17 protein-coding genes are annotated in these 19064 nt (G+C 64.4%); 7 read left to right on the top strand and 10 right to left on the bottom strand.

All coding sequences use genetic code 11. The features are described from left to right. Positions 1–24 precede the first annotated feature (24 nt). The 5 genes from JQ627_RS16285 to JQ627_RS16265 all read left to right on the top strand — a co-directional run bounded on the left by JQ627_RS16285 (position 25) and on the right by JQ627_RS16265 (position 4699). Complete coding sequence (locus tag JQ627_RS16285; RefSeq protein WP_212485181.1) at positions 25–453, top strand: universal stress protein; 429 nt, start codon at positions 25–27, stop codon at positions 451–453. A gap of 76 nt (positions 454–529) precedes the next feature. Further along, positions 530–982, top strand: a complete 453-nt coding sequence (locus tag JQ627_RS16280; RefSeq protein ID WP_212485180.1) for a universal stress protein — start codon at positions 530–532, stop codon at positions 980–982. 363 nt (positions 983–1345) lie between these two features. Continuing rightward, positions 1346–1807 (top strand): (2Fe-2S)-binding protein, encoded by a 462-nt coding sequence (locus JQ627_RS16275; RefSeq protein WP_212485179.1) that lies wholly within the window; start codon positions 1346–1348, stop codon positions 1805–1807. Position 1808: 1 nt separating this feature from the next. Further along, on the top strand, positions 1809–4058 hold the full coding sequence (locus JQ627_RS16270) for a xanthine dehydrogenase family protein molybdopterin-binding subunit (protein WP_212485178.1): 2250 nt from the start codon (positions 1809–1811) through the stop codon (positions 4056–4058). Between the two features lie 8 nt (positions 4059–4066). Beyond that, on the top strand, positions 4067–4699 hold the full coding sequence (locus tag JQ627_RS16265) for a hypothetical protein (protein WP_212485177.1): 633 nt from the start codon (positions 4067–4069) through the stop codon (positions 4697–4699). A 29-nt stretch (positions 4700–4728) separates the two neighbouring features. Here the strand turns inward: JQ627_RS16265 and JQ627_RS16260 are convergent, their stop codons facing one another. Further along, positions 4729–5475 (bottom strand): metallophosphoesterase, encoded by a 747-nt coding sequence (locus JQ627_RS16260; RefSeq protein WP_212485176.1) that lies wholly within the window; start codon positions 5473–5475, stop codon positions 4729–4731. Between the two features lie 262 nt (positions 5476–5737). Here JQ627_RS16260 and JQ627_RS16255 point away from each other — a divergent pair, with 262 nt between their 5' ends. Then, positions 5738–7432, top strand: a complete 1695-nt coding sequence (locus JQ627_RS16255) for a GMC oxidoreductase (RefSeq protein ID WP_212485175.1) — start codon at positions 5738–5740, stop codon at positions 7430–7432. Positions 7433–7497: 65 nt separating this feature from the next. Here the strand turns inward: JQ627_RS16255 and JQ627_RS16250 are convergent, their stop codons facing one another. Genes JQ627_RS16250 through JQ627_RS16240 form a run of 3 tightly spaced genes read right to left on the bottom strand, consistent with a single transcriptional unit; the run spans position 7498 to position 12036 of the window. Next, entirely contained in the window at positions 7498–9162 is a 1665-nt protein-coding gene (locus JQ627_RS16250; protein ID WP_212485174.1) for a carboxylesterase/lipase family protein, read from the bottom strand. Positions 9163–9187: 25 nt separating this feature from the next. Next, entirely contained in the window at positions 9188–10672 is a 1485-nt protein-coding gene (locus JQ627_RS16245) for a carboxylesterase/lipase family protein (protein ID WP_212485173.1), read from the bottom strand. A 23-nt stretch (positions 10673–10695) separates the two neighbouring features. Then, a complete protein-coding gene (locus JQ627_RS16240; RefSeq protein ID WP_212485172.1) occupies positions 10696–12036 on the bottom strand; it encodes an MFS transporter in 1341 nt (446 codons plus the stop codon). A gap of 207 nt (positions 12037–12243) precedes the next feature. Here JQ627_RS16240 and JQ627_RS16235 point away from each other — a divergent pair, with 207 nt between their 5' ends. Continuing rightward, positions 12244–12891, top strand: a complete 648-nt coding sequence (locus JQ627_RS16235) for a TetR/AcrR family transcriptional regulator (protein WP_212485171.1) — start codon at positions 12244–12246, stop codon at positions 12889–12891. 163 nt (positions 12892–13054) lie between these two features. Here the strand turns inward: JQ627_RS16235 and JQ627_RS16230 are convergent, their stop codons facing one another. The 6 genes from JQ627_RS16230 to JQ627_RS16205 form a co-directional block, all read right to left on the bottom strand. After that, on the bottom strand, positions 13055–13840 hold the full coding sequence (locus tag JQ627_RS16230; RefSeq protein ID WP_212485170.1) for an ABC transporter permease: 786 nt from the start codon (positions 13838–13840) through the stop codon (positions 13055–13057). Continuing rightward, positions 13837–14649, bottom strand: a complete 813-nt coding sequence (locus JQ627_RS16225; RefSeq protein WP_212485380.1) for an ABC transporter permease — start codon at positions 14647–14649, stop codon at positions 13837–13839. Before JQ627_RS16225 ends, JQ627_RS16230 begins: the two co-directional genes overlap by 4 nt. Before the next feature lie 72 nt (positions 14650–14721). After that, entirely contained in the window at positions 14722–15771 is a 1050-nt protein-coding gene (locus tag JQ627_RS16220) for an ABC transporter substrate-binding protein (RefSeq protein ID WP_212485169.1), read from the bottom strand. A gap of 28 nt (positions 15772–15799) precedes the next feature. Continuing rightward, complete coding sequence (locus JQ627_RS16215; RefSeq protein ID WP_212485168.1) at positions 15800–17107, bottom strand: FAD-binding oxidoreductase; 1308 nt, start codon at positions 17105–17107, stop codon at positions 15800–15802. A gap of 16 nt (positions 17108–17123) precedes the next feature. Further along, positions 17124–17840 (bottom strand): HAD family hydrolase, encoded by a 717-nt coding sequence (locus tag JQ627_RS16210; protein WP_212485167.1) that lies wholly within the window; start codon positions 17838–17840, stop codon positions 17124–17126. 35 nt (positions 17841–17875) lie between these two features. Further along, positions 17876–18955 carry an ABC transporter ATP-binding protein gene (locus JQ627_RS16205; protein ID WP_212485166.1) on the bottom strand — a complete coding sequence of 360 codons (1080 nt, stop codon included), beginning with the start codon at positions 18953–18955 and terminating at the stop codon, positions 17876–17878. Between the last annotated feature and the right edge of the window lie 109 nt (positions 18956–19064).

Here is a 19064-nt window from a genome sequence, read left to right as displayed (position 1 = left end):
TCCGGACAATGCGGGAGGTAAAGAATGTACAGTCATATCCTTATTCCGACGGATGGGTCTGAGCTCGCAGAGCGCGGGGTGGCGCACGGATTGGCGCTGGCGAAATCTCTTGGAGCCACCGCAACCGTCATCTTCGTTGTGGAACCGTTTTCCGAGGTGTCGAGCCGGTTCCTCGAGGCCGTCGTCGCCTATGTCGAGTACCGCAAGGCGCAGGCCACGAGCGTGCTAGAGCGAGTGGCGAATGCCGCCAAGACGGCCGGGATTTCCTGCGAGACGATCCAGGTCGAGAGCGGGCAACCCCATCAAGCCATCATCGCAGCAGCCGCGGACAAAGGATGCGATCTCATCGTCATGTCGTCGCACGGGCGCAGCGGAGTTGCCGCGCTCCTTATCGGCAGCGTGACGAGCAAGGTGCTGACACACGCGAAAATACCCGTGCTGGTCTGTCCATGAACGTCCAGATCCGTGTTGAGGCCAAATCAGCGCACCGTGAGATAGAGATATTGTCGTCGAGAAAGGGAGCTCGCAAATGTACGCCCATATCCTCCTGAGCACGGATGGATCGGATGTCGCGCAGCACGGCCTCAAGCATGGCGTTGCATTGGCCAAGGCCCTGAAGGCCAAGGTGACAGTCATCGCCGTGACGGAATCGCTGCCGATCGACTACGGAAGCGGACATGCCTCAGGCTGGATACCCTCGCAGCAGGAAATTGATGCCTTCGACGCTGCCTCCAAACAGCGTGCGGACAAATTCCTCAGTGAAGCGCGCGACATGGCGGAGCAGGCCGGAATATCAGCAGAGCTCTTGCATGTTCCAAATGCGCACCCGGCCACCACGATTATCGCAACGGCAAAGTCCGCAGGTTGCGACTTGATCGTCATGGGCTCTCACGGGCGCCGGGGTCTCAAGAAGTTCTTCCTCGGGAGTCAAACATCGGAGGTCCTGGCGGACGGAAGCGTGCCCGTGCTGGTCGTGCACTGATCCCGGAGAAACGCTGCGCCTCGGAGCGCACGACGAACCGGTATCGCAACAAGCGTGGCCGACCACTGACCGCGGCGCATGCTGCCTAACACTTAGGCACAACGGAGCAGGAGGTGGCGAGGTCGACCCTGTTTCAGGACGATAGGTTTCCGAGACAATTGATTGACACCGCTCGCTCCGAAGGCGCGGCAAAAACACACACCACACTCTTCGTGCGAATACGCAAATGCCGCGGGCGCGACGTTTGACGCGTCGACGCTTCAGCGGCACGCTGAACATGCCGGTTAAAAACTTCGACGACGCTCGCTGGAGCGTGCTTGTTCGACCTCACGTCCCGCGAGGACGCGCGAAAGGAATACCGACATGATCGAGCTCACGGTCAACGGGACCAAGCGCCAGGTCGACGTCGTTCCCGAGATGCCCCTGCTCTGGGTGCTTCGCGACGAGCTCGGCATCACCAGTCCGAAATACGGTTGTGGCGTCGCGCAATGCGGTGCCTGCACCGTTCAGATCGGCGGAGCGGCCGTGCGATCCTGTCAGGCGCGCATCGGCGATCTCGCCGGCAAAGAAGTCGTCACGCTCGAAGGATTGGACAACAAGGAGCAACATCCGGTGCTGCAGGCCTGGATCGAACATCAGGTTCCGCAGTGCGGCTACTGCCAGACCGGCCAGATCATGCAGGCGATCTCGCTGCTTGGACTGATCGACAAGCCAACGGACGAAGACATCAACGAGGTGATGTCCGGCAATCTCTGCCGTTGCGGCACCTATCCGCGCATTCGGACGGCGATCCATGCGGCTGCCGCAAAGATGGCGGGGAAGTGAGATGGGCCTCCAGAATCTCTCCCGCCGCGCTTTCGTGTTCGGCTCCGCCGCCGTCGCAGGCGGCATCGCGTTCGGCGCCTATGACGCTGCAGCGCAGACCGCGACGGCCAGCGACAACCCCCTCGCCGCCGGGCTCGGACCGAACTCGGTCACCTTCAATCCCTGGGTCGAGATCAGCCCGGACAAGATCACACTGATCGCGCAGCACGCCGATATCGGCCAGGGCGTCGGCTCGATACAGCCGATCATGATCGCCGAAGAGATGGACCTCGAGCCCGGCCAGTTCGAGATCCGGTTTGCAGACCCCAGCCCCGCCTATTTCAACACCGGCTTCGCGGACGAGTTCGCGCCGTTCGTGGCCGCGGACCAGAGTCAAGCGGCCGAGGAAGCGCGCGCCGCCACGCTCGAATGGCTCAGGAAGGCCGGCCTGCAAATGACGGGGGGATCGAGCACGATCCCGGACACCTACCAAAAGCTGCGGGTTGCCGGCGCGGTCGCGCGCGAGACGCTGAAAGCCGCCGCGGCCAAACGTTCGGGCGTCGCGGTCGCCGACCTCCGCACCCAATCCGGGCAGGTGATCCTGCCCAACGGGACCAAGATCGCCTACGGCGATCTCGCAGCGGAAGCTGCAAAGATTCCGCCGGTGCTCGATGCCAAGCCGCGTGATCCCTCGAAATGGCGCATGCTCGGCAAACCGATGACGCGCCTCGACGTTCGCGCGAAGGTCATGGGCGAACTCAAGTTCGGCATCGATATGAAGATGGACGGCATGCTCTACGCCTCCGTCAAGCTGAACCCGAACAAGGGTCAGCCGCTGAAATCATACGACGCGAGCAAGGCGCAGGCGATGCCGGGGGTCAAGAAGATCCTCGAAATCAAGAACGGCGTCGCGGTGATCGCGACGAACAGCTGGTACGCGATCAAGGCAGCCGATGCCGTCACTTGCGAATGGGCACCCTCGGCCTATCCCGCCGAACAGGCCGACCATTGGAAGGTTCTCGAATCCTCGTTCAAACCGGAATTTTTGGGCAAGGAGTGGCGGAAGATCGGCGACATCGAAGCCGGGCTGAAGACAGGCAAGCTCGTCGAGGCCGAGTATCGCGCGCCCTATGTGGCGCATCAGCCGCTCGAGCCGCTGAACGGGATCGGCCTCGTCACCGACAAGGGGATGGAGATCTGGGTCGGCCATCAGAGCCCCCGATTCGTGCAGGATATCGCGGCGACGGCGATCGGCCTCAAGCCGGAACAGGTCACGTTCCACAATCAGTGGACGGGTGGAAGTTTTGGCCACCGCCTCGAGTACGAGAACGTCCGCGTTCTCGCCGAGATCGCCAATCAGATGAAGGGAACACCGATCAAGCTCGTGTTCTCGCGCGAAGAGGATTTCCTCCAGGACATTCCGCGGCAGATTGCGATCGCCCGGCACCGCGGCAGCATCGACAAGGGCAAGATCGTCGCGGCCGATCTGCAACTCGCCTCGACCACTCCGCTCAAGGGGTTGCTCGAACGTTCGGGCACACCCTCGAAGGATCCCGACGGGCAATTGGCCGCCGGCCTGTGGAACGTCTATTACGACATCCCCAATTTCCGGGGCACGAGCTACGAGGCGCAGGGACTTTCGCCGAGCACCACGTGGCGGTCGGTCGGCGCCTCGACATCGGGCTTCTTCACGGAAAGCTTCATCGACGAGCTGATCCATGCCGCTGGCCTCGATCCCATGAAGGCGCGCATCGCGATGTGCACGGTGCCGACCTATCGCAAGGTGCTGGAGACCGTCGCGGAGATGTCGGACTGGAAGGGACCGCTCGGCAACGGCAGGGGCCGCGGCGTCGCGTTCGTGGAATCCTTCGGCACACCAACGGCCGAAGTCGTCGAAGTGACGAAGACGGACCGCGGCATCAGGATCGACAAGGTCTGGGTCGCGGTCGACGTCGGCAAGGTCGTCGATCCCGTCAATTTCGAGAACCAGGTGCAGGGCGGAGTCATCTGGGGGCTCGGACACGCCATCAATTGCGAGCTCACTTACGCCAAGGGCGCAGTGCAGCAGACCAATTACAATCACCACGAGGCGATGCGGATCTACCAGTGTCCCGTCATCGAGGTTCGCGGGCTTGAGAACGATCCTAAAGTGAGAGGCGTCGGAGAACCGCCAGTTCCGCCGGCCGCGCCTGCGCTCGCCAATGCGATTTTCGCGGCGACCGGCCAGCGCATCCGCGAAATGCCGTTCAACAAGTTCATCGATTTCGTGTGAGGGGCGCCATGAAGAAATCTCTGATTGCGCTCGCCCTCGCCGCTTGCGCGATTGCGGCTCTCAGCGGGATTGTCGTGGCCAAGGACGAAGCCAAAAAGGACGCTTTGCCGCCGGGCAGCGTCAGCCGCGCCGAAGGTCTGGAGGCCTGGAAGCGGATTGAAGCCGTGGTGACCCATCCGCGCTGTGCCAACTGCCACGTCGACGCCAAGGCTATCCCGATCTGGACGCCGGCAGGCGAAACCAGGCCGCGCGTGCACGGCATGAACATCCACGGCGGCGACAGCCGCATCGGGGCCGAGAAGGTCGCCTGCTCGACCTGTCACATGACCTCCACCCAGGCGAACGACCCGGCGCCGTCACCGCCGCGTGCCGGCATCGACTGGCAGCTGGCGCCAGTCGAGTTCATCTGGTTCGGCAAGAGCGGCGCCGAGATCTGTACGCAGCTGAAGGACCCCAAGCGCAATGGCGGCCGCGACGCCGTGGGCCTGCTGGAGCATCTGCGGCACGATGCATCATTGAACGGCTTCATCCCGCGCGGATGGGCACCCGGTGCCGGCCGCACGACGCCGCCGGGCACCTTTGAGGATCACGTCAAGGACATGGCGCTGTGGGGAGCTGCCGGCCAACCCTGTCCGAACTAACGCCTTCGTTGCTATCGTAGCGGCAGGGCCTAGCGGCCCTCGCGCTGAACCCAGCCCGTCGCGATCGCGCTCGCCCAAACGAGCATGCCTTTGCTGCGCGCCAGTGCGGCCATGGCCGTGGTGTCATAGGGCACGTAGCGGATCGTCGCGCACCAGCCTGCGCCGGCATGCTCCAGAATCGCGTAGCACGCATGCGGCGTACCGACCTCGACCACGTAGGGCACGGGCACTTTCCCGTCATAACCGGGCAACCCGACGCTGCCGGGATTCACGACCAGCCGGCCATCGCTCAGGCGCACCACGCGCGGAATGTGGGTGTGGGCGCACAGGATGATTTCGGCGTCGATCCCCTCAGTTTCAGCCTCGATCGCGTCGATCCCGCTCGGACGCGGGTAGCCGTCGTCGGCGATGTGGTCGAGCCAGAAACCCGCGTCATCCCTTGGCGATCCATGGCACAGGAACACCCGTTCCTTATACACGAGCGTGGACGGCATGCTTGCCATCCAGTCGAAATGCTTGCGCGCGAGCTCACGGAAATCGCTGCGAGCGGAGCCGCCGGCCTCCCAGAGTTCGACGAGGATTCGATCCTGATCGCCCCGTATCGACGGGAAGCCCCGCGCCATCAACAGGTCCGCGGTCCTGGCCGCCTCGAGCGGGCCACTGACATGGTCGCCGAGGTTCACGACCTCGTCGATGCCGAGCGTGGCAATGTCCGCGAGAACGGCTTCAAGCGCCGGACGATTCCCGTGCACGTCCGCGATGGCAGCAAATCTCATTTGGCCCCTCCCATTCGGAATGGCAGATCGTTCTCGCTATGCGGGGGATGCAGGACTGGCTAGTCAATTTAGCTACGTCTCTTTAGCTGCATTTGTAGAAGCGCCCGCAAGCTGAGGATCAAATCGGCGCTGCCAGAAGAATTACACGATCGTAGTCGCCAGGCAAGCGATGCGGGTTAAGAACTGTCGCGGCAATGCCGACGTGACCTCGGGAAAATAACGCGCTACGCTTCCCGGATAAGACCAAGAGGAAATGCCAATCGTGTACGACTTCATTATCGTCGGCGGCGGCTCGGCGGGGTCCGTGCTGGCCCACCGGCTCTCCGCAAAGAGCGCCAACAAGGTCCTGCTGTGCGAGGCCGGACAGGACACACCGCCCGGCAACGAGCCCGCCGAGATCAGGGACAGCTATCCGGGCACGGCCTATTTCGATCCCCGCTTTCACTGGACCGAGCTCAAGGTCACGACCCAGATCGTCAGCCACAACAATCCGAACGAAGGGCGTCCGCCCTTGCGCAAATACGAGCAGGCGCGCGTGCTCGGCGGCGGCTCGTCGATCAACGGCCAGATGGCCAACCGCGGCGCACCGACCGACTACGATGAATGGGACGCGCGGGGCGCCGAGGGATGGAGCTGGCACGAGGTGCTGCCCTTCTTCAAGAAGGTCGAGCGCGACCTCGATTTCGGCGGACCGTACCACGGCAAGGACGGCCGAATTCCGGTACGCAGAATTCCGCGTGAACACTGGACGCGGCATTCGCAGGCGTTCGCCGACGCCTTCCAGCAGGCCGGCCACCAGTTCGTGCCGGACCAGAACGGCGAGTTCGTCGACGGCTATTTTCCGGTGACGCATTCCAATCAGGCCGAGCAACGCGTCTCGGCCGCGATGGGCTATCTCGATCGCGACACGCGCAAGCGCGCCAATCTCACCGTCTCCACCAAGACGCAGGTGAGAGAGCTGCTGTTCGAAGGCACGCAATGCGTCGGCGTGAAGGCGATGGTCGACGGACGCGAACAGGAATTCCGCGGCCGCGAGATCATCCTCTCCAGCGGCGCGATCCATTCGCCGGCGCATCTCCTGCGCGCCGGCATCGGCCCGGTCGGTCATCTCAAGGATATGGGCATTCCGGTCCTGATGGGGCTGGCAGGCGTCGGCCAGCGCCTGATGGATCATCCTTCTATCTCGCTGTCGTCCTTTGTCCGCCGCGGCGCGCGCATGAACGAGCACACCAGGCGCCACATGCAGCTTGGCCTGCGTTATTCATCTGGGCTGTCGGGCGTACCGAAGGGCGACATGTTCGTCGTCCTGCTCAGCAAATCGGCCTGGCACGCGGTCGGCGAGCAGATCGGCTCGCTGCTGACCTTCGTCAACAAGACCTATTCCGAGACCGGACAGGTCAAGCTCGCCTCGCGCGATCCCACGGCCGAACCGATCGTCGAGTTCAATCTGCTGTCCGACCGGCGCGACCTCGATCGCCTGATGAGCGGCTTCCGCAAGATGGCGGCCGTGCAGATGAGCGACGTGGTCAAGGCGGTGACGGACAAGCCGTTTCCGGCCGCCTATACCGACAAGGTGCGCAAGATCGGCGTGGTCAATACCAAAAACAGGATCCTGACCAAGATCGCCGCGACCTTGATGGACGGGCCGGCGGCGCTGCGCCATTACCTGATCGACAATTTCGTCGTCGAAGGTTTCACCTTCGACCAGGTGATGAACGACGACGACGCGCTGGAAGCCTTCGTGCGCAAGGCGACCATCGGGGTGTGGCACGCCTCGTGCTCATGCCGCATGGGCCGGGTCGACGATCCGATGGCGGTGGTCGATAATCAAGGCCGCGTCAAAGGCATTCAGGGCCTGCGCGTCGTCGACGCCTCGATCTTCCCGGTGGTGCCATGCGCCAACACCAATTTCCCGGTGCTGATGTCGGCGGAGAAGATCGCGGCCGCGATGCAGTGAGTGGCGGCGCTCGAGGCGAGAGCTGGATGGCCGGGACAACAGCCCGGCCCTGATGCTGGGGAATCTCAGTCCCGCGAGACCCGTGGCGTCGAGGGCGTGACATTCGCCGGCGTGTGGAAGTCCAGCCGCGCCGCGTTCTCGTCGCGAACACCGGAATCGTCACCGAACTCGACATATTTCTGGGCGTTCTGATTCCACTGCGGCCACGGCGTTGCCGGCGTGCCGGGATTGCCGGTCCGTGCGAACGCGACCAGCGTATCCATCATGCGTTCGGACATGGCGCGATCGAATTCGGTCCAGACCCTCGTGGCGCGAAATTTGTTGAAGGCGTCCTGGGTCCCGAACCAATAGGGCACGTCCGAGGTGTGGTAGGCGCCGATCTTCTGCGGGCTGTCGAAGAACTGCACGTCCTTTGCAAACGGGTGCACGCGGGAGAACATATACATGTAGAACGGCGCCTTGCCGGTCTTCGCCTGCGCCACGGCCCAGTTGCGCGTGCCGATCTCGACCAGCCCCTCGCGTGCGGCGAGCAGTCCCATCACCTTGGCCTCTTCGTCGGTCTTCGCCGGATAGAGTGCGAGGAAACGATCGGCCTGATCGCCGTAGAGCTTTCGCGCGGCGGCGACATAGCCCTCCAGATTGGCCGCGGTGCGGAGGTCGTTGGAGCTTTCGTCGCTGGTAAAGCCCGCGACGGTTGCGACATCGTTCTGCTTCCCTGCGGCAAAGATGTTCGGCACGGTGTCGGGCAGGACGTAGCCGTCGATGTCGGGCGTCACCGCAATCGTTCCGGCGCAGCCGAGCTGGCAATCCTTCTGGATTGCCAGGATCTTGTCGGCCTGGATCAGCCGCATCTCGGCGAGCGAGGACGCGCCGAGCGCCGTCTGCACGTCCAGACCGATCTTCTCGGCGGCCGGCAGCGCCGGGAATTTGAAGCGATTGTCGAACATGCTGAGACTCATCGCGAAGCCGCGATGGAACAGGCCCTTCGCCAGCGGGCTCGCCTCCAGCGCCGAGACCGACATGGCGCCCGCGGACTGCCCGGTGATGGTGACGTTGTCGGGATCGCCGCCGAACGTCGCAATGTTGCGCTTGATCCATTGCAGCGCCGCGACCTGGTCCATCAGGCCGTAATTGCCGGAAGCACGATGCGGCGATTCTGCGGTCAGCTCGGGATGGGCGAGATTGCCCAAGATGCCGACGCGGTAATTGAAGCTGACGAAGATCGTGCCCTTCCTGGCGACATTCTCGCCGTCATACATCGCCATGCCGCTGGAGCCGAGCGTGAAGCCACCGCCATAGATCCAGACCACCACCGGCAACCTTGCGCCCGCTTTCGCGTCAGCGCTCGCCCAGATGTTCAGATAGAGGCAATTCTCGCTGGTCGCCTCCTCGCCGAAATAATGATTGAGGTTGTGCCGGCGCAGCACCTGGATGCATTCGGGCGCCAGCCGGTCGGCGTGATAGGTGCCTTTCCAGGCCTCGACTTTCTGCGGCTCGCGCCAGCGCAGATCGCCGAGCGGCGGCGCAGCATAGGGGATGCCGAAATACGCCTTCACGCCGGACGGCAGCACCTTGCCGGAGACAGCGCCGCTATCGATGCCGACGGGATCTTCGGGGATTGGCGTCACGACGACCTGCGCCGGCGCCGGCGAGGCCGCCAGCACAGAGAGGATCGAGGCTATCGCAAGAATCGCGCGCGGGAGCACGCGCCCGCTGTCTGAAACGCTCATCCGGTCTCCCCTTTTTCTTTTCTTGTCAGGCCACCACTTCGGGACGGGACTGTTCGGTCAGCTCCGCCCACACGCGGAAGCGCGCGCCGTCATTGAGCGGCACAATATGGAACGGCTGGCCGAAGATTGCGAGCGGTTCATTGCCGGGCGCGAACCGCGGCCAGGCCTGCTCGACATCAGGCACGCCAGTCGTGACAAAGCGTAGAAGGCTCGCCTGAAACCGCGCCGCGACGTCGATGTCGGCAGGCGTCATCGGCCCGCCCTTACGCTTGAGGATCGGCCGATCGATGAAACCAGGCAGATGCGCCCACAGGCAGGCATTGTCCGCGCCATGGGTTGGTCCCTGCGACAGGAACGGCTCCAGCGCCGGGCGATGATCGAACCGGCTCAGCCATACCGCGCCGCCTGCCGCTGCATGAAGCCGTGCGAGATCAGCCATCGGGCGATGCCAGAACGCATCCGACAGCAGCGCCTCGTACGGATCCTCGTCGACGCGCGCGGTGGCGCGGTAATTGGACAGCAGGCGACACCAGCCGGCATCGCCGAAGGATGCGCGCACCTGCCGTTCGGTGGTGCGGATCATCGCCGCCGGCGGCGTGCTCTTCAGGAACATCACCATCTCGTCGCGGCAGGAGCCGAGCCAGAGCGGAATGTCGCACAGGCTGCCGTCGGCGAAAACATCGCGCGGCTCGCGCGCGATCACCATGCCGTCGAGCACCGGGCCGAACAACGTCCCCTGCTCCGTCTCGTCGGCGAGCCTGCGGCTGCCACGCTCCATCGCTGCGAACAGCTCTGGCAGCGGCACGGTCGTGATCGCGCTGGCGTCCCGCGTCAGTCCGAGCTCTTCGAGCACGCGGCGCGCGACGTCGTCGGCATGATCGGCGCTCATGATGTTGCGGCCGGGCGCGCTGAGCGCAAGGGCGCGAATGAACTTGCCCCTGGCCTGCGGCAGGGTCGCGAGCGCGATCACCATGGAGGCGCCGGCCGACTGCCCCGACAGCGTGATCGCGTCCGGATCGCCGCCGAAATTCGCGATGTTGGCACGAACCCAGTCGAGCGCGGCGAGCGTATCCTGGAGCGCGAGATTGTTGGCTTCAGTGAGGCCGTAGCGATGCAGTTGCAGGAAGCCGAGCGGCCCGAGCCGGTAGTTGATGGTGACAATGACGGCCGGGCCGTGCGCGGCGAGGAAGGAGCCGTCATAGTCGGCACCACCGCCGGTGACGAATGCGCCGCCATGGATGAAGAACTTGACCGGCAGCGGGTGATCCGCCGCCGGCACCCAGATGTTCAGGCTGAGACAGGCTTCCTCGTCCGCCTGATCGAGATGGCCGGGCTGCGGCGCGTAGGCGCCGTAGTCCGTACAGCGGCGCGGCTCCGTCCACGCGAGCGGCGGGGTCGCCTTGGCAAAGCGCTGCGCGGTCGCGAACGGCACGCCCTTGAAGGAGCGGACGCCGTTCTGCTCAACGCCGCGAATCGGCCCGTTGGTCGTCGAAACTGCGCTGGTCAGCATGCGATCGCGATCCTGTCTGTCGTTCAAGCGCGCCGCTTGCCGAGATCGGCGATGTCGACGGTGTGGGTTTCGCGCGCGGTGGCCGCTGATGCCGCCGAGATCACGCAACAGCAGGCGACGAAGGTCGCGACGGGAATCCAGCCGTTCGGCCCTTCGCCGACCAGGCTTGCGCTCACCAGCGGCGTGAAGCCGGCGGCGAGGAAGCCGAGCTGCGTGCCGATCGCGGTGCCGGAATAGCGAACGCGCGCCTCGAACATCTCGGCATAGAAGGACGGCCAGATCGCGTTCGGCGCGGCGTAGATAATGCCCGAGAGGATCATCGCCGCGGCGAAGATCGCCAGCGTATTCCCCGACGTCACCAACATGAAGTACGGGAACACCAGCACAGCGCAGCCGAGCACGCCGCCGATGAACACCGGCTTGCGGCCGATCTTGTCGGCGAGCAACGCCCACAGCGGCTGGGTGATCAGCGCGGTGACGTTGCCGAGCACGCCGGCCCAAAGCATGGTCGGGCGTGCGACGCCGAACTTGCTTGTGGCATAGCCGAGCGCGAACACGGCGGTCACGGTGCTCACGGTGGCGATCAGCGCGCAGACGATCACGCGCAGCACGTCGGGCCAGTAGTCGCGCAACAGGGCGACGACGGGGAAGCGCGCCACCTGCGCCTTGTCCTTGATGTCCTCGAAGACGGGCGTTTCCGGCATGGTCCTCCGCACCAGATAGGCGACGACCAGCACGAGCGCGGAGAGCAGGAACGGAATGCGCCAGCCCCAGCTCAACAACTGGTCTTCCGGCAGGCTCGACACCGGGATGAACACCAGTGTCGCAAGGATCGCGCCGGCCTGGGTGCCGCTCAGGGTCCAGCTCGTGAAGAAGGCGCGGTTGGAATTGGCGGAATGCTCGAGCGTCAGCGAGTTGGCTCCGCTCTGCTCGCCGGCGGCCGACAGGCCCTGCAACAGGCGGAGCAGCGTCAGGATGACAGGCGCGGCGTTGCCGATCGCCTTGGCATCCGGCAACAGGCCGATCGCCAGCGTCGAGCCGCCCATCAGCACCAGCGTGAACAAGAGCACCGTCTTGCGGCCGATGCGGTCGCCGAAATGGCCGAGAATGACCGCGCCGACCGGGCGCGCGATATAGCCGATGCCGAAGGAGAGCAACGCGAGCAGCGTCGCCGTCGAGGGATCGACATTGGCGAAGAACACTTTTGGAAAGATCAGCGCCGCCGCGGTGCCGTAGATGAAGAAGTCGTAGTATTCGAGCATGCTGCCGACGAAGCTGACCAGCGCGGCGCGCTTCGGCAGCTTGTTCGGCGTGGCTTCCGCGCTGGATGATGCGCGCAGCGGTGCGGTTGACGTCAACGTCATTGAAGGCTCCTCCCCATGTGGCCGGTGCGGTCGCGTCAGGCAGATCGCCTCGCGCGCGTTTTCTGGTTCTGGTTGCCGCAACTTTGGTCTGGAGCAATAATGTACGAACTAGTACGTTTATGCAATACGCATTGGATCAGTGCCGGGACGGGTGAAATTTGCCTTCACCTTCAAGGTGATCCGTGGAAACTGGCGGGAGAAACAGTGATGCTCGAGCGCATGCCGCCTCCATCGAAGCGCACCAACGACCCCGAGCGCACCAAGCGCGACATCCTCGAAGTGGCGATGGCCGAATTCGCCTCGGAGGGCTATTCCGGCGCCCGCGTCGATGCGATCGCGGCGCGCACGCGCACGTCGAAGCGGATGATCTATTACTATTTCGGCGGCAAGGAGCAGCTCTATCTCGCGGTGCTGGAGGAGGCCTATCGCACTATCCGCGCGCTGGAGGACCAGCTCGACATCGGAAGCTGCGACGCCCGCGAGGGATTGCGCCGGCTGATCGAGGCAACCTTCGACCATGACGAGCGCAATCCGAACTTCATCCGCCTCGTCAGCATCGAGAACATCCACCACGGCAAGCACCTGAAGCAGAATTTGCAACTGCGCCAGCTCAACGCCAGCGTGATCGCGACGCTCGACGGCATCCTCGAACGCGGCCGCGGCGAAGGCGTCTTCCGCGACGACGTCGACGCCATCGACCTGCACCTCGCCATCTCCTCCTACTGCTTCTTCCGCGTCGCCAACCGCCACACCTTCGGCGCCCTGTTCGACCGCGACCTCAGCGAGCCCAGGGTGCTGGCGAAGAGCAGGACGCAGATCGTGGAGATGATTTTGGCGTGGCTGGCGGCGAAGTGAGGCCTTCGCCAGCACTGGAAGACATTCGCGCAGCTGCCTCAACATCGTCATTGCGAGCGCAGCGAAGCAATCCAGAATCTTTCCGCGGCGACAGTCTGGATTGCTTCGCTGCGCTCGCAATGACGGAGAAAAGGGGCGACAGCACACTCCCTCTCGAGCCCCCTCACCCGCCCTTCTTCCCCCGCGTGCTCGCCAGCAGCACCAGCATGAACGACGCCGCCGTCATCAGCGTCGAGATCGCGGCAATCGTCGGGTCGATCTCATCGCGCAGCGCGGTGAACATGCGCTTGGTCAGCGGCTGATACTGGCCGCCGGAGATGAATAGCGCGACGATGGTCTCGTCCATCGCCGAGATGAAGGCGAAGATGCCGCCCGCGACCACGCTCGACTTGATCTGCGGCAGCGTCACGGCGAAGAAGCTGCGCAGGCGGTTCATGCCGAGGCTGCGCGCCACCATCTCCTGCGCCGGGTCGAAGCTCTGCAAGCCCGCCAGCACCGAGATGACGACATAGGGCAGGCCCAGCATCACATTCGCCAGCACGAGGCCGGGCATGGTCGCGACCAGGCCGACCTTTGCATAGACGAAGAAGATGCCGACCGCGGTGATGATGATCGGCACCACCAGCGGCAGCAGCAGCGCCATATGGATGACGCGCATGATGCGCAGCTTCGACTGGCTGATAGCGTAGGCCGCCGCAACCCCACACGGCGTTGCGATCAGGACGGTGAAGAGCGCGACCGTCAGCGTCACTCGCGTCGCCTGCATCCAGGCCGGATTGGCGAAATATTGCTGATACCAGCGCAGCGAGAAGGACGGCGGCGGGAACGTCAGGAAGCGCGCGCTGGAGAACGAGATCGGCGCGATGATCAGGACGGGAAGGATCAGATAGACCAGCACCAGCGCGCTGATCACGTAGAGGATCATCCGTGCGGGCGAGGCGCGCATCATTTCTGCCCCAACACGCGATCGAGCGAGATGAAGCGGCTGACGGCGAAGAAGATCAGGAGCACGCTCAAGAGCAGCACCACGGCGACGGCGCTCGCGGCGCCGAACTGGTTGTAGAGCTCGACATTGCGGCTCACCAGCATCGACACCATCACCGTCCGGCCGCCCCCGAGCAGCTCCGGCGTGATGTAGAAGCCGAGGCAGAGCACGAACACCATAGTGCAGCCTGCGAGCACGCCCGGCAGCGACAGCGGCAGGAAGACACGGAAGAACGTCAGCGACGGGCTCGCCCCCAGGCTGGCACCGGCCTGCATCAAGTCACCGGGGATCTTCTGCATGGTGGCATAGAGCGGCAGCACCATGAACGGCAGCAGGATGTGCACGGTCGCGACCACAGTGCCGAACGTGTTGTGCACGAGTGCGAGCGGCTCGGAGATCACGTCGAGATAACGCAGGAACTGATTGATCACGCCGGTGCGCTGGAGCAGCGCCAGCCAGGCGTAGGCGCGGACCAGCACGGACGTCCAGAACGGCAGCACGACCAGCGACAGGATCAGGATGCTCCACCCTTTCGACACCGAATTGGCGAGGTAGGCCACGGGATAGCCGAGCATCAGCGCGATGACTGTCACCGCGAGGCTGATCTCGAAGGTCAGCGCAAAGCTGCGCCAGTAGATGTCCTCGGTGAAGACGCGGCGATAGTTCTCCAGCGTGAAACCGTCATGATAGATCGACTGCCAGGCGAGCCAGCCGACCGGCAGCACGATCAACAGCAGGATCACAAGCAGCGCCGGCGATGCCAGCGCCAGCATCAGGCCGTGCTCGCGGCGCTGATGCTTTTGCGATGGATCTGGCACGGATGTCGTCAATGCTGCCTCGCTCGCTTACTTCTGCATGAACGACGCCCAGCGCTTTTCGGCGGCTTCGCCCGCGGGCGAGGACCACCAGGCGTAGGACATCAGCGCCTGCTTGGCCGCGTTCGCCGGCTCGCTCGGCAATTGCGCGGCGCGCTCGGGCTTGATCACGCCGGTCTCGAACGCCTTCGGGTTGCCCGGGCCATAGTCGATGTTGAGCGGCAGATTGGCCTGGTGCACGGGATCGACGGCCTCGTTGAGGAACTTCACCGCGGTCTCCAGGTTCGGCGCACCCTTGAGGATGCAGAGCGAGGTGCTCTGAAGGATGCCCTGGTTGTAGGTGAAGGAGACTTTTGCGCCTTCCTTGGCGACGGCGCTGACGCGGCCGTTCCAGGCCATCTCCATGTCGACCTCGCCGTCATTGAGCAGCTGCGCCGACTGCGCGCCCGACGTCCACCACACCGTGATGTGCGGCTTGATCTCTTCCAGCTTCTTGAAGGCGCGATCGACGTCGAGCGGGTAGAGCTTGTCGGGTGCGACGCCGTCGGCCATCAGCGCGGCCTCGAGCGTCGCGAACGGGTGGTTGCGCAGCGCGCGGCGGCCGGGAAATTTCTTGACGTCCCAGAAATCGGCCCAGCTGTTCGGCGCGTCCTTCGGGAAGGTCTTCTGGCTGTAGGACAGCACGCTGGAATAGAACTCGTAGGACACCGAATAGGGACTGCGATAGGCCTCCGGCATCGCCGCGCCGTTCGGAATCTTCGAAAAGTCGAGCTTCTCGATCAGCCCCTGCTCGCCGCCGCGCAGGCAGTTGCCGGTCGGGGTGTCGACGACATCCCAGATCGGCTTGCCGCTGCCGACCTGCGTCTTGATCGCGGGCCAGGCATCGGGAATCGAGTCCTGGTTGATGGTGATGCCGAGCTTTTTCGCGGAGGGATCGAGGATCGCCACCGTCTGCGCCGCCTGATAGGCGCCGCCTTGCGAGACGAAGGTGATCTGCTCGGCGGCCTGCGCCGCGGTGCCCGTCAATCCGATTGCGCCCAACAACGCGCAACCAAATCCAAAATTCCGTGTCGTCGTCATCCTCGCCTCCTCCATCGCCAAATAGATCTCACTGACCGATCGCATCGAGAAACTGGTACCAGCCGGCGACCATGCGCACGGCAGGCTCGCGCAGCTGATAGAACGGGATCGCCTTCATGCGCCGCGCATCGAGCAGCCCGACCTCGGGCGTCTCGCCGCGCACGAAGGCGGCGAGATAGCGACCCATCAGGCTCGACATCGCAACGCCCGCGCCGTTGTAGCCCATCGAGAACAGCGTGCGGTCGTCGAGCCGGCCGATATGCGGCACCGAGTCCAGCGTCATGCCGACGAGGCCCGACCATTTGTAGGCGAGCGGAACGTCGGCAAGGTCAGGGAAGATGCCGACCATCGCCTTGCGCAGCGCGTCGAAAGCGGCTTGCGAGTCCTGCTTGCCGAAGGCGCCGCGGCCGCCGAAGATCACGCGGTTGTCGACCATGCGGAACCAGCGCATCATGCGCTTGGTCTCGGTGTAGGTGCGCCCGGTCGGCATCAGCTTTCCGGCGAGATTGCGCGGCAGCTGCTCCGTCGCGACCATGGCGCTGCGGAACGGGATCAGCGTGCGCTGCAGATGCGCGGTGGCGTCGGTCAGGTCGGAATAGCTGTTGGTGGCGATGATCGCCTGTTTTGCGCGCACCGCGCCCCGCGGCGTCTCGGCGACGATGGCGCCGTTCTCGCGCCGGAGTTTTATGACCGGCGACTCCTGAAAAATCGGAACGCCGCGGCGTGCGACACCATCGGCGAGGCCGCGCAGATAATTCAGCGGATGAATGCCGCCGGAGCCGGGATTGAGCACGCCGCCAACGAAGATGTCGGAGCCCGTCTCCTCGCGCACGCCACCCTTGTCGAGGATACGAACCTCGGCAGAGCCCATCTCGCGCGTCATCCAGTTGGCTTCGTCGATCGCCGCCTTCAGCGTCGTCTCGTTGTGCGCGGCCTTGACCTGGCCGGTGCGCGTCAGGTTCGCGCTGGTGATGCCAAACTCCGAGACCAGTTCCTCGACCATGTCGGTGGATTCATGCGCGATCTCGTACATGCGCCGCGCCATGGCGCGGCCGTGCGCGGCGTCGATCTCGCGGAACGAGAGACGGAACTTCGCGGTGATCACGCCGCCATTGCGCCCGCTCGCGCCCCAGCCCGGCCGGTTGGCCTCAAGCAGGACCGGCGACAAGCCGCTCTTGGCGATGTGGTGCGCTGCGGACAGGCCGGTGTAGCCTGCACCGATGATCACCACATCCGCCTGTCGCTCGCCCGACAGCACGGGAAACTCGCGCGCCGGCTCCGCCGTGGCAGCCCACAGCGAGTTGACCGATGGCAATGCGCTCCAGTCCCGTGTCATGCCTGCGCTCACGAACTTACGCCGCCGGTCCGATCGCCGCGTCGGCAAGTGCCTTCAGCGTCGGAAAATGGAAGTCCGGCTTGGTCAGCGTCTCCACGGCCGGCGTACCGCCGAAACCGGCGACGCCCTGCCGACGCTCGATCCAGCACACCTTGTAGCCGAGTTTCCGCGCAATCCCGATGTCGTGGTACTGGCTCTGCGCGACATGCAGAATGTCGGACTGCTTGTAGCCGAAGGCGGACTGGCGGCCCTTGTTATAGGCAAAGAACTCCGGGTTCGGTTTTGCAACCCCGGTGTCGTCAGCGCAGACGGTGTCGTCGAAGGGATTGCCGAGCGCGTGCGCGTAGCAGGACAGCGCGACACGATCCGCATTGGTCATCGCCACCAGCCGGAACTTCGTGCGCAGGCGCTTCAAAGCCTCGACCGAGTCCGAAAACGGGCCCCAGCGCAGCACCGAAAGCTGGAACACGTCGCAGGACGCGTCGTCGGAGGGCAGCCCAAGCTCCTTGGCGAGATGGCGATAGACGTGGAACATCGCCTCGCTGGAACGCTCGTAATGCTTGTCGCGGCCGCGCTTGTAGGGCTCGAAAATCTGCTCGTCGCTGAGCTCCGCCGGCGTCTTGCCCGAGATCTTACGCACCGCGGAGAGCACGCCGGTCTCGAAATCGATCAAGGTGCCGACGACGTCGAAGGTGAGGACCTTGAAATTGCTGAACGAGGCTGCTGACGACATTTTTGGCTTCTTCTCTCGGTTGAACAAGGCTGGCTTCAGTCCACCCTGGGCACGACGATGGTGTCCTCTGGGTGAAGGGTGACGGTGAGGCTGCCGCCGAGCGGCGGGATGCGGCTGTAGGCCTGGTGATAGCTCGGCTGGCGCAGACTGAGAGCAATGCCGTCAGTGAGCGCCAGGAAGATGCGCAGGCTCTCGCCCTGATAGACGATGTCGGTGACCGTCCCGGTCAGCCGGTTGCAGGCGACATCCTGCGCGCCGTCGTCGATCAAGAGCTTTTCGCTGTGCACGGCGAGCATCAAGGCATCGCCTGAGGGAATGGCGCGGGCGCTGCGCAACAGCGCATTGCCGAGCGCGACCCTGGTGGCATCGACGCGACGCACCGGCAGCATGGTCGCTTCCCCGATGAAGCTCGCGACGAAGGAGTCCGCGGGATGATCGTGCAGCCGCTCGGGCTGGTCGATCTGGATCAGCCGGCCATCCTTCATCACGGCGACGCGGTCGCTCATGGTCAGCGCCTCGCGCTGGTCGTGGGTGACGTAGATGATGGTGGCGCCGATCCGCCGGTGCAGTGCGCGCAGCTCGATCTGCATGGATTCGCGGAGCTGCTTGTCGAGCGCGGAGAGCGGCTCGTCCATCAGGATCAGACGCGGCTCGAAAATCATGGCGCGGGCGAGCGCCACGCGCTGACGCTGTCCGCCGGAGAGCTGCGCGATGCCGCGCTCTTCATAGCCCGCGAGACCGACCATCGCGAGCGCGGCACGCACTTTCCCGGGCCAGCTCGTTTTCGGCAGGCGCCGCGCGCGCAGGGGAAAGGCGACGTTCTCGCCGACGCTCATATGCGGGAACAGCGCGTAGTTCTGGAAGACCACGCCGATGTCGCGCTGGTGCGGCGGCATCCAGGTGACGTCGCGACCGCCGAACAGGATCGTTCCGCGCGATGGCAGGATGAAACCGCCCAGGATGCCAAGCAGCGTGGTCTTGCCGGAACCGGAGGGCCCGAGCAGCGAGACGAACTCGCCCGCGCCGACATTGAGGGAGACGTCATCGAGGGCGCGTACGGCGCCGTACGCCTTGCTCGCGGACCTGATCTCGACGCTTTCCGCTCGTTTGTCCAACGATCGACCTCGCCTCGTTCCCTGCAATGGCGTGCCTCACTGCGCGCCATAAGCCTGCTTTATAGACAGGAATTTTGACCAATCACGGCCGATGCGTGCACCGCACCAA

Source organism: Bradyrhizobium liaoningense (assembly GCF_018130785.1).
Classification (GTDB): Bacteria; Pseudomonadota; Alphaproteobacteria; order Rhizobiales; family Xanthobacteraceae; genus Bradyrhizobium; species Bradyrhizobium liaoningense_A.
Note: the sequence above shows the minus strand (reverse complement) of the source record. Positions and strands in the feature narration are given on the sequence as shown.

What these genes read in the sequence shown, in the direction of transcription:
- JQ627_RS16285 (WP_212485181.1), top strand. Translation starts at nt 25, where the DNA reads ATGTACAGTCATATCCTTATTCCGACGGATGGGTCTGAGCTCGCAGAG.
- JQ627_RS16280 (WP_212485180.1), top strand. Translation starts at nt 530, where the DNA reads ATGTACGCCCATATCCTCCTGAGCACGGATGGATCGGATGTCGCGCAG.
- JQ627_RS16275 (WP_212485179.1), top strand. Translation starts at nt 1,346, where the DNA reads ATGATCGAGCTCACGGTCAACGGGACCAAGCGCCAGGTCGACGTCGTT.
- JQ627_RS16270 (WP_212485178.1), top strand. Translation starts at nt 1,809, where the DNA reads ATGGGCCTCCAGAATCTCTCCCGCCGCGCTTTCGTGTTCGGCTCCGCC.
- JQ627_RS16265 (WP_212485177.1), top strand. Translation starts at nt 4,067, where the DNA reads ATGAAGAAATCTCTGATTGCGCTCGCCCTCGCCGCTTGCGCGATTGCG.
- JQ627_RS16260 (WP_212485176.1), bottom strand. Translation starts at nt 5,475, where the DNA reads ATGAGATTTGCTGCCATCGCGGACGTGCACGGGAATCGTCCGGCGCTT.
- JQ627_RS16250 (WP_212485174.1), bottom strand. Translation starts at nt 9,162, where the DNA reads ATGAGCGTTTCAGACAGCGGGCGCGTGCTCCCGCGCGCGATTCTTGCG.
- JQ627_RS16245 (WP_212485173.1), bottom strand. Translation starts at nt 10,672, where the DNA reads ATGCTGACCAGCGCAGTTTCGACGACCAACGGGCCGATTCGCGGCGTT.
- JQ627_RS16240 (WP_212485172.1), bottom strand. Translation starts at nt 12,036, where the DNA reads ATGACGTTGACGTCAACCGCACCGCTGCGCGCATCATCCAGCGCGGAA.
- JQ627_RS16235 (WP_212485171.1), top strand. Translation starts at nt 12,244, where the DNA reads ATGCTCGAGCGCATGCCGCCTCCATCGAAGCGCACCAACGACCCCGAG.
- JQ627_RS16230 (WP_212485170.1), bottom strand. Translation starts at nt 13,840, where the DNA reads ATGATGCGCGCCTCGCCCGCACGGATGATCCTCTACGTGATCAGCGCG.
- JQ627_RS16225 (WP_212485380.1), bottom strand. Translation starts at nt 14,649, where the DNA reads ATGCTGGCGCTGGCATCGCCGGCGCTGCTTGTGATCCTGCTGTTGATC.
- JQ627_RS16220 (WP_212485169.1), bottom strand. Translation starts at nt 15,771, where the DNA reads ATGACGACGACACGGAATTTTGGATTTGGTTGCGCGTTGTTGGGCGCA.
- JQ627_RS16215 (WP_212485168.1), bottom strand. Translation starts at nt 17,107, where the DNA reads ATGACACGGGACTGGAGCGCATTGCCATCGGTCAACTCGCTGTGGGCT.
- JQ627_RS16210 (WP_212485167.1), bottom strand. Translation starts at nt 17,840, where the DNA reads ATGTCGTCAGCAGCCTCGTTCAGCAATTTCAAGGTCCTCACCTTCGAC.